This window comes from Nostoc sp. UHCC 0252 (assembly GCF_034931145.1).
GTDB lineage: Bacteria > Cyanobacteriota > Cyanobacteriia > Cyanobacteriales > Nostocaceae > Nostoc.
Map to the genome: position 1 here is coordinate 68,522 of NZ_JAYGHE010000030.1, position 13,472 is coordinate 81,993.

A 13,472-nucleotide genomic window follows, 5' to 3' on the forward strand; every position below is an offset into this window, starting at 1 on the left:
TCTACTATTGTTTATTATCTCCACAGCGCCACTTGCTGCTTGAGTTCTTTCATATCTAAATAATCGCTAGCAAAAGCTTTTCGTAAAAGTGGATGAGGAATAAATTGATCGTATTTTTGAATTTCCGGTGCTTCTGAATTACTTAGTAAACCTTCTGAGCTAATTCTTTGCTCACACAATGAAGCAATTTCAGGATAAAGATATTTAAATTTATCTTTGCCTAATTTTATTGTGAAATAGTAAGGATTTAATCCGCCGATACTTGTAATTTCCAATGATTCTCGGCAGTAGGAATTGAGTAATCTTTCTAGGGTGCGGTAAGCAACCGTACCCATCCAGGGAAAAATGCAGCATTTACCTTTTTCTAATTGTACGATATTTTGTTTATCTAATCCAACCTGCTGTACTAATTGGCGAACTTGACGTAAACGTTGCAGAGCATTTTTTTGCAAGTAGCTATACTCGATATTTTCATATAGAACCTGTTGCATTCGTTGCAAAACTTTGGTGTGAATACTACCACCGCTACCACGCCAATAAATACTAGATTTACCCTCGGCTTGTTTAACAAAAATAGACTTTTTTTTAAAGTCAACTTCTACGACTTCCCAAGTTCTCCCAGCTAAAGCAAACTGATTACCAACAGCAGGGGGCGTGACGATACTGCCAATTTGCGTTGCACCTTGCTTAACAATATATTCTTGCTGTTCAGCAAAAACAGCATAAAACTGAAATTTTCTTACAATTTTTTCTCCTATTAAACCCAGGATTAATTTACCTTGCTCAGTATGCTGAATATGACCAATATCAATTAAATAGCGAAGTAATAATTGGAAATCTTCTTTGGAAATAGCAGCAAAGGGCGGCAGACTAAAAATTTGTTTAGCTAAGGCATTAGGTGAAAGTTCTCCTGTTGCTGTTAAGATACTCATTGTCTGGTGATAAAGCAAACTCAAAGGATATTTAATCGGTCTGATTGGTTCAATCCATTGCTCCTCCAAATAAAGTTGAATAATAGCGATAGACTGCAACAATTGCCAGGGTATTTGCTCTGGGAGAGAAGCTTCTGATAATGGTTTACCTTCAGCACATATAAAGCGCATATCGGCAGCTTCACCTCTTCTACCACTACGTCCTAAACGCTGTAAAAAACTAGCTACAGACAAGGGTGATTCTAACTGAATAACTCGCTCTAAATAACCGATATCTATACCTAATTCTAAAGTTAGAGTAGCGGCGGTAACTGCTGGCTTGTTGGGTTCACGCATCGCATCTTCAGCAGTTTGGCGCAAGCTAGCAGATATACTCCCATGATGCACATGATATATATCTGGTAGTCCTTGTTCTGTGGCAATTTGTCGCAAAGATGCTATTACAGATTCAGTGCGGGTGCGATTATTAGCAAATATTAGGCATTTACGAGATTTGCTGAGGTTGAAAATATATTGTTCATAATCTGTCGCCTCTGATTCATCTACTTCATCATTAATATAAAAGTGTTCTACAGCTAGTTTAATTTGGCGTTTTATCCCATCAGTTTGAGGTGTAATGACTGGCTTATCTGTCCCTGAACGCAGCCAATCTTCAGCTAGTGAGTAATCACCAAGAGTTGCCGACAAACCAATACGGCGCGGTTGCTTTTGCGTCAACTTTGCTAAACGTTGTAATTGGCAAATAATTTGACAACCACGTTCTGAACCCATGAAGGCGTGAATCTCATCAATGATGACAAATCTTAAATCACCAAATAAGCGGAGGAGGTCGTTATTTTTGTTGATTAACAAACTTTCTAGAGATTCTGGTGTAATTTGGAGAATACCTTGAGGATTCTTTAAAAGTTTGTTTTTTCGACTTTGAGAAACATCACCGTGCCAATGCCAAACTGGAATATCTGCTTCTTTAAGTAAGTCGTTGAGACGCTCAAATTGATCGTTAATTAAAGCTTTAATTGGGCTAATATATAATGCCCCTATAGTTGCAGCAGGGTTAGCATGTAATAAAGTCAAAATTGGCAGAAAAGCTGCTTCTGTTTTACCCGCAGCAGTTGCAGCAGTAACTAGCAAATGAGCATCGGTGTCAAATATAACTTGACAAGCGGCAATTTGGACTGGTCGTAATTCAGTCCACTGGTGATGATAAATATATTCTTGGATGAATGGTGCAAGTCGGCTAAAGGCATCGCTCATATTTTTTATAGCTACTCCTTGGTATTTCATAACTCCCGAATCATGGATCAACGAATTTCATGCTTGAAATTAGCGATCGCTACTCTTAAATTTCTGCCGTAGAGATTCAACGACAAGAGCATTGATGGCAGAAGTTCCACCTACTATGTCATATATGGAGATTGTTGCTTAATTATTTTATGTCTATTCAAGTCTACGGAATTCCCAATTGCAGCACTTGTAAAAAAGCTTTGACGTGGCTTCAACACAACAACATTGACCATGAATTTATCAACACCAAAGATAATCCACCAACTCGTGAGATGATTCAAAACTGGGTAAAGTCTTTGGGTTTTGCTCCCATGCGAAACACATCCGGTCAATCCTACCGCGCTTTAGGAGATGAAAAGAAGACTTGGGCTGATGAACGGTGGGTTGATGCATTCACTTACGATGCAATGCTGCTCAAACGTCCACTTTTCGTCAAAGATGGAACAGCTGTGTTGGTTGGCTTTAGAGATGAGGGAATAGTTCGAGAAAAATTAGATTTAGCTTCAGGCGTGCTGAGTAAAGCCCGTGCTGAGTTACCCCATAGTTAAAACTAGGGGAAACTATATTATTTGGCGTTATTATAGCGTTTTCTAATCATACAAGTACATCATAACCCCCTGCCCACTGTTTCGTGGGCAGGGGGTTGACAGTGGGGTTCAGTACCTACTTAACCGAGAACCGATATAGCGCGATCGCCTTTTTAGATTTGGTTCGATCGGAAGCCGATAGGGCCTTCACCAGAATATGTTGTGGTTCCAGTTAGGGTCTTTCCGCCATCGCTAGATGTGACGTTGAGCGCCACTACATTCTGTCCTGTACGACCACCGATTATCCAAGTTCCACCAGGATTCCACGGCGCTGTATTACCACCCCACTGGTTTTCTACTGTGTAGTTGTTGCCGGCGACAATGTTACCTTTAAAGCCGATGGGGCCTTCACCAGAGTATGTGATAGTTCCAGTCAGGGTTTTACCGTCGTCGTTTGATGTAATATCGATCGCAACAACATTTTGATTTGCCCGAGAGCCAAGTACCCAAGCCCCGCCGGGATTCCACGGAGCAGATGAGCCTCCCCATTGATTTTCCACATTATAGACACGGCCATCAGCAGCAGCACTCTTAAAACCGATGGGGCCTTCACCAGCATAAGTGATAGTTCCAGTCAGGGTTTTACCGCCGTCGCTCGATGTAACATCGATCGCAACAACATTTTGATTTCCCCGAGCGCCAAGTACCCAAGTCCCACCAGGATTCCACGCAGCAGATGACCCTCCCCACTGGTTTTCTACGTTGTAGGTGTCGCTTCCAGTTAAAGTACCTTTAAAACCGATGGGGCCTTCACCAGCATAAGTTGTGGTTCCATTCAGTGTCTTGCCGTTGTCACTTGATGAAACTTTAAGTTCGACAATGCGCTGATCTGCTCTAGCTCCAATTACCCATACTCCACCAGGATTCCACGGAGCAGAGGCACCACCCCACTGATTTTGTACATTGTATAGATTATTAGCATTAGTGGTTGTTGTAGCTGTCATTGTTTTCCTCCAAAGTTTTGATTGTTTAGTCAAAGTGAATCTATAGCAATCCAATTTGATTTCGGAAAAAATTACCCACAATTAACAATACTTTCGCCAAATTACGAGGCTTGACATAGAACAAACCTACATAATAAATACCTCTCTTTTCCATGTAACAAAAAATTCAGTCAAGAAAATTCTGTTCTGTATGGTTTTGTAGAAGTAGTTTTAACTGTCGTGTATCTCTGAGTGCAGATTCTATGTTCTGCGAGTAGTCAAGCAAGCGCTTGTCTAGGGTATTTTGGCAAAAGTACTGTGAAGCAGCAAATATTACTGTTTTGGGCTGTCGTAGTTATACTAGTACGATAGTAGTTAAAATTGCAAGCGTAGTTAAGAAGATTTTTGATAAAAAGGTTGTTTTGCTTCATTAAGCTAGCCGTGACATAAGTTAATAAGCCCGGAGCATCAGTTATATTTAGGGGTTGCGATCGCTTTTGTAAGTACTTTGAAAAATTTTGTCGATTTTTACTCCTATTGACTCAATGCAGATTAACATCCGTCAGTCAAACTGAAGTAATAGAGCAAGTATATAAAGAGGCAAAAACCATGAATAAGCATAAGGAAACATTACGTGTCATCCTTGCCATATCCATCATTGTGGTGGGAGTGACACATTTTGTTGTTCCAGGAGAATATGTCAAAATCGTGCCGCCGCAACTACCCTACCCTTTAGGATTAGTTTATCTCAGTGGTTTTTATGAAATTTTGGGTGGTATTGGGTTATTAGTCCCGCCTGTAAGTCAAGCTGCTGCTTGGGGACTTCTTGCTCTTTTTATTGCTGTTTATCCTGCCAATATTAATATGGCGGTTAATCTGATTAAGATTGAACATATACCAAATTCACCTTGGGTACACGTAGTCAGGCTTCCCTTGCAAGCAGTTTTAATTGCTTGGGCTTGGTGGTACACGAAATCTTCTGATTGGGAAAAACAAGCTTCTATCATTCCCAAATCACTCATTCCCAAAGAATTAAAATTGAAATGAGTGGGTTTTTTATATTTGAATTATGCGTATTGCAACTTTATTTGGGATAACCCTTTCGTTAGCAATCGGTATTGGGGGAGTAACGCTTCCGGTAACTCAAGCGGTGCAGCTTAGAGATGGTACAGTCTACTTTGTCCAACCACCGAAACTTGTGAGTGCAACGACTACTTATAAAGATGTGAATGTTTGGGGTGGAACTTACTATTTCACTATCAACCTGCCGGAAAATGCTGGAGAATCTCTTCAGAAGGTAACGATCGCACAAAGGGAAGGATCAGAAAACATCCGCTATCATCTTAATGATACCCGCGCCTTTGTCGGAAAGCGCGATGCCTACGGCGGGCTACGCCTACGCAAAGAATCTCGGCTAACACTAGGTGCAGTCACAGCAGAACGCAAGACACGAACCGTTACTGTAAATTTTGAACCGCCTGTAACTCCCGGACAAACAGTGACAATCGCCCTCCGTCCTGTGAGTAATCCCAGCTTTTCTGGTGTCTACTTACTAGGTGTAACAGCATTCCCGGTGGGTGAGAAATCCCACGGGCAATTTCTCGGCTTTGGACGATTTCAGTTTTACAGTAATAGAAGTCACTGGTGGTTTCCATAGGTAGCGCGATCGCTTGCAAACATTTGGTAAATAGTAAAATTAGTGAGCGGATAAGGAAAGTGTTTTTATGAGCATCCCACTAGTAGAACAGCCCACAGAAGAAAAACTGGTAACTCTCAAGGATGTTTCTTGGGAGCAATTTAAAGGTATCGAAACACAACTTCAGGAAAACCGCAATGTCAGACTATCTTATTTGTCAGGAATTTTAGAAATTATGTCTCCAATTGGAGATAAACATGAGAAAGTGAAAAGTACTGTTGGCTTGCTACTAGAAGCTTACATGAAAAAGTTAGGCATCCGGTTTTACAGACGTGGTGGTTTCACTTTGGAAGAACCTGGCTATGCTTCTGGTACGCCAGATGAATCTTACAGCATTGGCACAGAAAAAGAAGTTCCTGACATTGTAATTGAAATTATTGTCACCAGTGGAACCATTAACAGGAAGGAGTTATACAAACCTAAAAAAGTGCCTGAAGTCTGGTTTTGGAAATCTAACTCTATCGAAATATTCCGTCTTAGCGAACAGGGCGAGTATGAACAAGTAGACCGGAGTGTGTTTTTTCCAGATTTAGATCCAGCTTTGCTGCTGAATTATGTCGCCATGCCTGACCAATACGACGCTGTTGTTCAATTTGAGCAGGCTATCCGAAATCAATAAATTTTTATCACCAGAATATCTGCAAATTTAAAATAAATCCTGGTAAGATGTCCTCTCCTGATAATTCTTGAGGAGATGCTAATATTTCTACTGGTTTACCAATACGATAGATTTCTACCTGACGTATTTTCGGATTAATTAACCAGCCTAATTTAACTCCGTTATCGATATATTCCTGCATTTTGGCTTGCGTTTCTCGCAAACTATCGCTTGGTGACATTAACTCTAAGACAAAATCTGGAGCAATGGGCGGAAACTTTTCTTGTTCTTCGGGTGTGAGTGCATTCCATCTCTCTTTTTTTATCCAAGCGACATCAGGAGAACGGTTTGCACCATTGGGAAATTTAAAGCAGGTGGAAGAATCAAAGCAAATTCCTAGTTGAGTTTGGCGATTCCAAATCACAAAATCTGCCGAAATTTCTGAGTTACGATTTCCAGTCTCTCCGCCTGTGGGTGGCATTATTAGTAGTTTTCCCTCTGCATTGCGTTCAAATTTAACTTCTGGGTTTTCCCGACAGAGTTGATAAAATTGGTTGTCGGTGAGTTGGATGATGGGATTCAAGTTGATTGTGATAGCTGTCATGGGGGTTATCTTGAGGATGACATCAACTTTAGCTAAATTGTAAGCAATCATGAGTCAGAATATTGACGCAGCTAGAATTTCGATTATTATTCCGACTCTTAATGAAGCAAAGAATATTAAAGAGGCAATTGCAACTACTCAACCCAGTACAAATATAGAAGTAATTGTGGTAGATGGTGGCTCTCAAGATGATACTGTAGCGATCGCTCAGTCTTTAGGTGTCAAAGTTATTTCATCATCTCCCGGTCGTGCTGTGCAAATGAACGCGGGTGCTGTAGCGGCTAGCGGTGAGATTCTGCTGTTTCTCCATGCAGATACACGTTTACCGATTGGGTTTGATGAGATGGTTCGCACAGCGCTACAACAGTCTGGAATTGTTGCTGGTGCTTTTAAGTTGCGGATTGATGCGTCACTTTTAAGTTTACGATGGGTGGAGTTGGGTGTAAATTTGCGATCGCAGTTTTGCCAAATGCCCTACGGCGACCAAGCAATTTTTTTAACAAAAACAGTATTTCAGCAAATTGGTGGTTTTCCTGAATTGCCTATCATGGAAGACTTTGAACTCATGCACCGATTAAAAGGCATCGGACGCATTGTAATTATCCCTACACCTGTTCTTACTTCAGCGCGTAGATGGTTGCAAAAGGGAGTATTCAAAACCACGCTACTTAATCAATTAATAATTATTGCTTATTTACTCGGCGTTTCACCTGAGCGAATTCGTTGCTGGTATCGCCGAGAAAAATTTAAGAGAATTTAAGCTGTTTCTCATCTGGGTACTATATCTTAGGAGCAGTAAATTTAAGGTGTAGGTTTCAAACTTGAGCCTCAAAAGGTCAACATTGAGCCTCAGAAGGTCAACATCGAGCCTCAGAAGATCAACATCGAGCCTCAGAAGGTCAACTTCGAGCCTCAGAAGGTCAACATCGAGCCTCAGAAGGTCAACATTGAGCCTCAGAAGGTCAACATTGAGCCTCAGAAGGTCAACATCGAGCCTCAGAAGGTCAACATTGAGCCTCAGAAGGTCAACGTCGAGCCTCAGAAGGTCAAACTTATAAAAATGAAGAAGCGTTTATTAAATCCCAAACTCAAACTACTACTCTTAAGTTGCCTAATTATCACTCTCATAATTGTCGCTAAACAATTTAACTTTCAGGGACTTTTACAAACCTCAATCATTTGGGTTGAGAGTCTTGGAGTTTTAGGGCCTATTGCCTACATAGTCATTTACAACTTGGCAACATTACTATTTATACCGGGTTCTCTCCTAACTCTAAAAGGTGGTTGTCTGTTTGGAGTATTTTGGGGGTCAATATATGTGCTAATTGCTGCAATAGTCGGAGCAACCTTGGCTTTTATCATTGGACGCTACCTTTCACGAGATTGGGTTTCTCGACAAATAGACAAACATCCTAAATTTAAAGCCATTGATTTAGCAGTTGCTAAAGAGGGATGGAAAATTGTCTTTTTAACTCGTCTCTCCCCCATTTTTCCTTTCAATTTATTAAATTATGCTTTTGGAGTAACACAAGTTTCTCTGAAAGACTATATATTAGGTTCCTTTGGCATTATTCCCGGTACTGTAATGTACGTTTATATTGGTTCTTTAGCTGGGAATCTTGCCATGATTAATACATCTCATCAACCAACTACTTCAGAAACTCAAGCCTGGCAATGGATAATGCAAGTGGTTGGGTTAATTGCTACGGTTGCTGTGACTGTTTACATCACAAAAATTGCTCAAAAAGCATTAGCTCAAAGTGTGGTAATAGAAAAAATAATAATCCATGATGAAACTAACAATCATCCAGATATTTAAAAGTATTAATTTCAGGAATTTGCAAAAGTTTTTGAGTTTAGGCGCATTAATATTACTGATATCATTGAGCGCCTTTTCATTAAATACAGAATCGGCTTTTGCACAAGAATCTGTAAATCCCAATTATTTCAATCCCCAAGCTATTTTACGCGAAGCCTTACAGTGGATTAATAGCTTGGGTGCGTCGGGAGCTATAGCTTTTATTGCACTTTACATTATCGCCACCGTCGCTTTTTTCCCCGGTTCTATTCTCACCTTGGGAGCAGGTGTAATTTTTGGCGCAGTTTGGGGTTCTCTCTACGTGTTTATCGGTGCAACCCTTGGCGCTACTGCTGCCTTCCTCGTGGGACGTTATTTAGCAAGGGGCTGGGTTGCTGGTAAAATCGCAAATAACAAAAAATTTGCCGCCATTGACCAAGCAGTTGGTAAAGAAGGATTAAAAATTGTCCTGTTAACGCGACTATCCCCAATATTTCCTTTTAATTTGCTCAATTATGCCTTTGGCATCACGGGAGTTTCACTGAAAGATTATTTCATCGGCTCTATAGGGATGATTCCCGGAACCATTATGTACGTTTATATTGGTTCCCTTGCAGGTAATCTTGCCATGATTGGTACTGAAGCTCAACCTACTAACCCGACTTTACAATGGGCAATTCGGATTTTAGGTTTGATTGCAACAGTAGCCGTTACAGTTTATATAACCCGGATTGCACGCAAAGCTTTAGAAGAAGAATTGTAGGATAGCACAGGTATCCCTTATGCTACTTTACTGTGGTTTATTCAACAGCAAATTGCTGTAAATTCTCCATTGTTGAAAGGTTATACAGGAAAACTTTAATTGTATCTGTCAATTCCCAAACGGACAAAACAATTCAAAAGCTGTATTTATTATTAAACAAACATAAAAAACAAGAGACTGAGCCGCCTAAATTTATCAGGATTCTTAATTTTCAATCTCTCCCAAAGGTAGTTAACTTTAGTATTTTCAACTTTTAAAAGAGGTTTCACCAATGACTAATTCAGATTTAGAGAGAGTCACAGTTCGCCCAACGGATGAGTATAATCAAAAGTTGGTATCTTATGTCCATCCGCCAAATTGGGTTAATCCTCAACCCGCAGATGTTTACGATTTGGTAGTAATTGGGGCTGGTACGGCGGGATTAGTGGTGGCGGCGGGGGCTGCGGGCCTAGATTTGGGTTTAAAAGTGGCGATAGTTGAAAAGCATCTCATGGGTGGAGATTGCTTAAATGTTGGTTGTGTACCGTCTAAAACTATTATTAGGTCTGCCCGTGTAGTTGGCGAAATCTGGGATGCTAAAGCCTTGGGAGTTAATATTTCCCAACATAATATAGATGTTGATTTTCCCAAAGTCATGGCAAGGATGCGGCGAATCAGGGCTGATATCAGTCCTAACGACTCGGCGGAGCGGTTTCAAAAGTTGGGTGTCGATGTCTTTTTGGGTAGCGGTCGATTTGCGAGTAAAAATACTGTGGAAGTTGGCGGTAAAACCCTGCGGTTTAAAAAAGCTGTAATTGCGACAGGCGCGAGAGCCGCACAACTGTCGATTCCGGGAATTGAAAAGGCGGGTTATCTAACGAATGAGACGGTTTTTTCCCTAATTCAACGACCGGAACGTTTAGCGGTGATTGGTGGCGGCCCCATTGGTTGCGAATTGGCACAAGCTTTCCGGCGCTTGGGTTCTGAGGTGATACTTTTTCATAGCGGTTCGCATCTTCTGAATAAAGAAGACGCTGAGGCTGCTGAAATTCTGCAAAAGGTTTTGATTAGAGAAGGAATTCGCGTAGTGTTGAATTCCAAATTAGAAGAAGTAGTAACTGTGACTGAAGGGAAACGGCTTTACTTTTCTTCTAATGGTCATCGAGATTCGGTGACAGTAGATGAAATTTTAATCGGTGCGGGGCGATCGCCAAATGTGGAAGGTTTAAATTTAGAATCAGTGGGTGTAGAATACGACTTACGCCAAGGTGTGAAGGTAAATGATTACCTCCAGACGACCAATCCCAAAATTTATGCGGCTGGCGATATCTGCATGAACTGGAAATTTACCCATGCTGCTGATGCTGCGGCGCGGATTGTAATTAAAAATACGCTGTTTTCTCCCTTTGGCATAGGACGCTCGAAACTCAGTAGTCTGGTGATGCCTTGGGTAACTTATACTGATCCCGAAATTGCCCACGTAGGGATGTACGAACACGAGGCGCAGAAATTGGGTATTGAGGTGACGACAATCAAAATACCTTTTAGTAGTGTAGACCGAGCGATCGCAGATGGTGAAGAATCAGGTTTTCTCAAAATCCATCATAAAAAGGGGTCTGATGAAATTATCGGTGCAACTATTGTCGCCAGCCACGCAGGTGAGATGATTTCAGAAGTGACCACGGCAATAGTGAATAAGCTCGGTTTGAGTAAGTTGAGTAGTGTAATTCATCCTTATCCCACTCAAGCCGAGGCTATTAAAAAAGCGGCTGATGCTTATCGCCGCACACTCTTGACATCCAATACCAAAAAATTGTTGGGATTTCTAACAAAGTTATCTTGACCAAAATCAGTGAACAGTCATATCATGTTCGACCTAATACTTATGTCATTGCAAGCGTTGCGCGGCAATCCCAAACCTTTGCGATTGCTTCACTTCGTACCCTGCGGGAACGCCAAGGGCGGTACGCAATGACAATTATTTAACCGAACATGATATCAGACAACTGTTCACTGATGAAGAAGAATTCAGAAGTCAGAATCAATCAGTCGGGGATTCAGACAGGCGCAGGATTGCGTAGCGTTAGCGAGTCCGCGAGCGTCTTGAAGGGGGTCTTAAACCTGGTTATCCATCCGCCACTCACACAGAAAACATTGCTGAATTCTGACTCCTGAATTCTATTCGATAAGTAATAACTGTTATGTCACATGATCTCTAAACAGGTCGGAAACGTTTAATTGCGCCTCCTGTCAAGTCTGCGTAGTACAGATTACCATCCTCTCCAGTGGTTATTTGTACAGGCACTCCTAGATTAGGTGTGTCTTCTTCGGAAGCAAAGCGATTGACAGAGATAAGTGTATAGTTACTATCGAATTTCAAAGCATCGATAGTTCCTTCGCTGAAATCACCAACAAATAAAGCACCTTCATAGATTGAAGGGAAAGTACTACCTGTGTAAAAGTCACCCATCGTAATCGAATTAGACCCATCATTCTTGTAAGTGTAAACTGGTGCTGTAACAGTTTTGCCACTATTATAAAAGTCTTGCGCTGCATCTAGGGAAGAGTATAGTGGTTGTTGGAGATTGACGATGTTCCCTTCGCTATCAAGACCACCTTCATAGAATGGCCAGCCAAAGTTCGCTCCTGGTTTTCCGATATTCACCTCTTCATAACGATTGAAGCCAACATCACCGATAACAGGGGTATTGGTTTCCTGATCAATTGTGAAGCGGAAAGCGTTACGCAGACCGTAATTATAGACTTTGGAAATATTGCTATCGGGATCGCCATTATAGAAAGGATTACTTGATAACCCTTGACCAGTAATGGCATCAATATGCAGAATCTTACCGGACAGATTATTGAGATCCTGGACGCGCACTGCTCGCGGATCTATTCCATTGTAGGAAGTGCCATCTCCTAAACTCACAAACAGAGTACCATCAGTACCAAAGCGCACAGCACCAACTGAGTGAGCTTCACTATCATTAGCTATATAATTCTCGATATTTTGGACTTTATCGAGATTATCGACATAATCTTGTAAGCTAGTAAACCGCTTACCAGTATCTTTGTTGATAATTCCTGATGGTGCATAGCCAAGTGTGACATTTGTGCTATTACTATCTGGGCGGTTGATATTATCCCAAGTGCCATTAGTACCTAGTAGCACAAATTCGCTACCAGCAATAGCAGTAGTGTAATTAGTGTTGGGATCGGCTGTCACGCGAGTTAGCCGTGCAGTTCTATTGCCCGACTGATCGCGATTGTCCAATATGGTATTAGGATTGTTCTTAGGATTGTTTGGATCGGTCTCTGGTGGATCGTAGGTATACAAAAGGTAAACGTAGTTGTTACCGTTGGGTTTACCAAAATCTGGATGTACGGCAATGCCTAATAAACCGCGATCGCGGGTATCGTTTACCTGTGCAGAAATATCGATAAATGGTGTTGCTAATAAGGTATCGTTGTTCAAGACTCGCACTACCCCATTTTTCTGAGCAACGAACATGGTGTTACCGTCAGATGTCGTGTCAAAAGCTGTGGGTTCAGTCAAACCAGAAGCTACTGTATCTAGAGTAAACTTACCAGAGTCGTTATCGTAAATAGTGATAGTTGTCTGTTGAGTATTTAGTTCTACTCCTACTGCGTTACTGAACTTCAAAGTAAATGTTTCATTTTCCTCCCCTACGTTGTCATTAATAATGGGGATAACAATGCTCTTGCTGGTTTGTCCGGCTGCAAAGGCTAAGGTTTCAGATACAGTCTGGTAGTCAGATCCCGCCTTAGCAGTTCCATCCACGGTTGCGTAGTCCACGCTCGCAGCCCCTGTACTGTTACCCCGTGTAACTGTGACTGTAGCAGTACCGTTATCCTCATTAACTGCTGGCCGAGTGAAAGTGAGACCAGAGCGATCGTTATCTTGAATCGTAATTTCCAGAGTTCTTTGCAGTCCCAGTGTTGCCCCTTGTGCCTGATCGATGACAAAACTAAAGGTTTCATCTGTTTCTCCTAAAGAATCGTCATTGATCAAAATAGATACCTGCTTGCTGCTTTCTCCTGGTGCAAAAGTAACTGTTCCGGCGGATTCACGGCCTTCACTTCCATAGTCACTCCCTGCTGTAGCAGTACCAGCTATGGTCGCATACTTAATTGTCGATGTGCCACTTAAATCACCACTTTTTAGCAAAGTGACGCTTATACTACCAACACCTTCATTTACAGTTGTGGCAAATGAACCCAAGGTAATACTGGCTTCAATTTCTGGTGAATAAAGTTGAGACTGGGGAATGATTTGCTTTGCTT

At 41.4% G+C, this 13,472-nt stretch carries 12 protein-coding genes; 8 read left to right on the forward strand and 4 right to left on the reverse strand.

All coding sequences use genetic code 11. From position 1 onward, the window contains the following. Positions 1–14: 14 nt before the first annotated feature. Positions 15–2,186 carry a DEAD/DEAH box helicase gene (locus VB732_RS17920; RefSeq protein ID WP_323232268.1) on the reverse strand — a complete coding sequence of 724 codons (2,172 nt, stop codon included), beginning with the start codon at positions 2,184–2,186 and terminating at the stop codon, positions 15–17. A 179-nt stretch (positions 2,187–2,365) separates the two neighbouring features. Here VB732_RS17920 and VB732_RS17925 point away from each other — a divergent pair, with 179 nt between their 5' ends. Continuing rightward, on the forward strand, positions 2,366–2,764 hold the full coding sequence (locus tag VB732_RS17925; protein WP_323232255.1) for a Spx/MgsR family RNA polymerase-binding regulatory protein: 399 nt from the start codon (positions 2,366–2,368) through the stop codon (positions 2,762–2,764). A 152-nt stretch (positions 2,765–2,916) separates the two neighbouring features. Here the strand turns inward: VB732_RS17925 and VB732_RS17930 are convergent, their stop codons facing one another. Continuing rightward, on the reverse strand, positions 2,917–3,747 hold the full coding sequence (locus VB732_RS17930; RefSeq protein ID WP_323232256.1) for a lectin ESA-2: 831 nt from the start codon (positions 3,745–3,747) through the stop codon (positions 2,917–2,919). Between the two features lie 588 nt (positions 3,748–4,335). Here VB732_RS17930 and VB732_RS17935 point away from each other — a divergent pair. The 3 genes from VB732_RS17935 to VB732_RS17945 all read left to right on the forward strand — a co-directional run bounded on the left by VB732_RS17935 (position 4,336) and on the right by VB732_RS17945 (position 6,041). Further along, positions 4,336–4,773: a DoxX family protein gene (locus VB732_RS17935; protein WP_323232257.1), complete on the forward strand. Its 438-nt coding sequence runs from the start codon at positions 4,336–4,338 to the stop codon at positions 4,771–4,773. 22 nt (positions 4,774–4,795) lie between these two features. Beyond that, positions 4,796–5,383, forward strand: coding sequence for a DUF2808 domain-containing protein (locus VB732_RS17940; protein WP_323232258.1), 588 nt, complete (start codon positions 4,796–4,798; stop codon positions 5,381–5,383). Positions 5,384–5,450: 67 nt separating this feature from the next. Then, positions 5,451–6,041 (forward strand): Uma2 family endonuclease, encoded by a 591-nt coding sequence (locus VB732_RS17945; protein WP_323232259.1) that lies wholly within the window; start codon positions 5,451–5,453, stop codon positions 6,039–6,041. 7 nt (positions 6,042–6,048) lie between these two features. On the opposite strand, the gene VB732_RS17950 is transcribed toward VB732_RS17945, so the two are convergent. Beyond that, positions 6,049–6,624, reverse strand: coding sequence for a Uma2 family endonuclease (locus tag VB732_RS17950; protein WP_323232269.1), 576 nt, complete (start codon positions 6,622–6,624; stop codon positions 6,049–6,051). Positions 6,625–6,673: 49 nt separating this feature from the next. Between VB732_RS17950 and VB732_RS17955 the strand changes: the two genes are divergently transcribed. The 4 genes from VB732_RS17955 to VB732_RS17970 all read left to right on the forward strand — a co-directional run bounded on the left by VB732_RS17955 (position 6,674) and on the right by VB732_RS17970 (position 11,007). Further along, complete coding sequence (locus VB732_RS17955) at positions 6,674–7,384, forward strand: TIGR04283 family arsenosugar biosynthesis glycosyltransferase (protein WP_323232260.1); 711 nt, start codon at positions 6,674–6,676, stop codon at positions 7,382–7,384. 300 nt (positions 7,385–7,684) lie between these two features. Further along, positions 7,685–8,443 (forward strand): TVP38/TMEM64 family protein, encoded by a 759-nt coding sequence (locus VB732_RS17960; RefSeq protein ID WP_323232261.1) that lies wholly within the window; start codon positions 7,685–7,687, stop codon positions 8,441–8,443. Further along, a complete protein-coding gene (locus tag VB732_RS17965; protein ID WP_323232262.1) occupies positions 8,412–9,185 on the forward strand; it encodes a TVP38/TMEM64 family protein in 774 nt (257 codons plus the stop codon). Before VB732_RS17960 ends, VB732_RS17965 begins: the two co-directional genes overlap by 32 nt. 271 nt (positions 9,186–9,456) lie before the next feature. Further along, a complete protein-coding gene (locus VB732_RS17970; protein WP_323232263.1) occupies positions 9,457–11,007 on the forward strand; it encodes a mercuric reductase in 1,551 nt (516 codons plus the stop codon). A 372-nt stretch (positions 11,008–11,379) separates the two neighbouring features. Here VB732_RS17970 and VB732_RS17975 read toward each other — a convergent pair. Continuing rightward, a partial coding sequence (locus VB732_RS17975) for a PQQ-dependent sugar dehydrogenase (protein ID WP_323232264.1) occupies positions 11,380–13,472 on the reverse strand: 2,093 nt, incomplete at its 5' end.

Excerpts from the sequence above, each read along its gene's own strand:
- VB732_RS17920 (WP_323232268.1), bottom strand. The coding sequence starts at position 2,186 with ATGAGCGATGCCTTTAGCCGACTTGCACCATTCATCCAAGAATATATT.
- VB732_RS17970 (WP_323232263.1), top strand. The coding sequence starts at position 9,457 with ATGACTAATTCAGATTTAGAGAGAGTCACAGTTCGCCCAACGGATGAG.
- VB732_RS17945 (WP_323232259.1), top strand. The coding sequence starts at position 5,451 with ATGAGCATCCCACTAGTAGAACAGCCCACAGAAGAAAAACTGGTAACT.
- VB732_RS17925 (WP_323232255.1), top strand. The coding sequence starts at position 2,366 with ATGTCTATTCAAGTCTACGGAATTCCCAATTGCAGCACTTGTAAAAAA.
- VB732_RS17960 (WP_323232261.1), top strand. The coding sequence starts at position 7,685 with ATGAAGAAGCGTTTATTAAATCCCAAACTCAAACTACTACTCTTAAGT.
- VB732_RS17950 (WP_323232269.1), bottom strand. The coding sequence starts at position 6,624 with ATGACAGCTATCACAATCAACTTGAATCCCATCATCCAACTCACCGAC.
- VB732_RS17965 (WP_323232262.1), top strand. The coding sequence starts at position 8,412 with ATGATGAAACTAACAATCATCCAGATATTTAAAAGTATTAATTTCAGG.
- VB732_RS17930 (WP_323232256.1), bottom strand. The coding sequence starts at position 3,747 with ATGACAGCTACAACAACCACTAATGCTAATAATCTATACAATGTACAA.
- VB732_RS17935 (WP_323232257.1), top strand. The coding sequence starts at position 4,336 with ATGAATAAGCATAAGGAAACATTACGTGTCATCCTTGCCATATCCATC.
- VB732_RS17940 (WP_323232258.1), top strand. The coding sequence starts at position 4,796 with ATGCGTATTGCAACTTTATTTGGGATAACCCTTTCGTTAGCAATCGGT.
- VB732_RS17955 (WP_323232260.1), top strand. The coding sequence starts at position 6,674 with ATGAGTCAGAATATTGACGCAGCTAGAATTTCGATTATTATTCCGACT.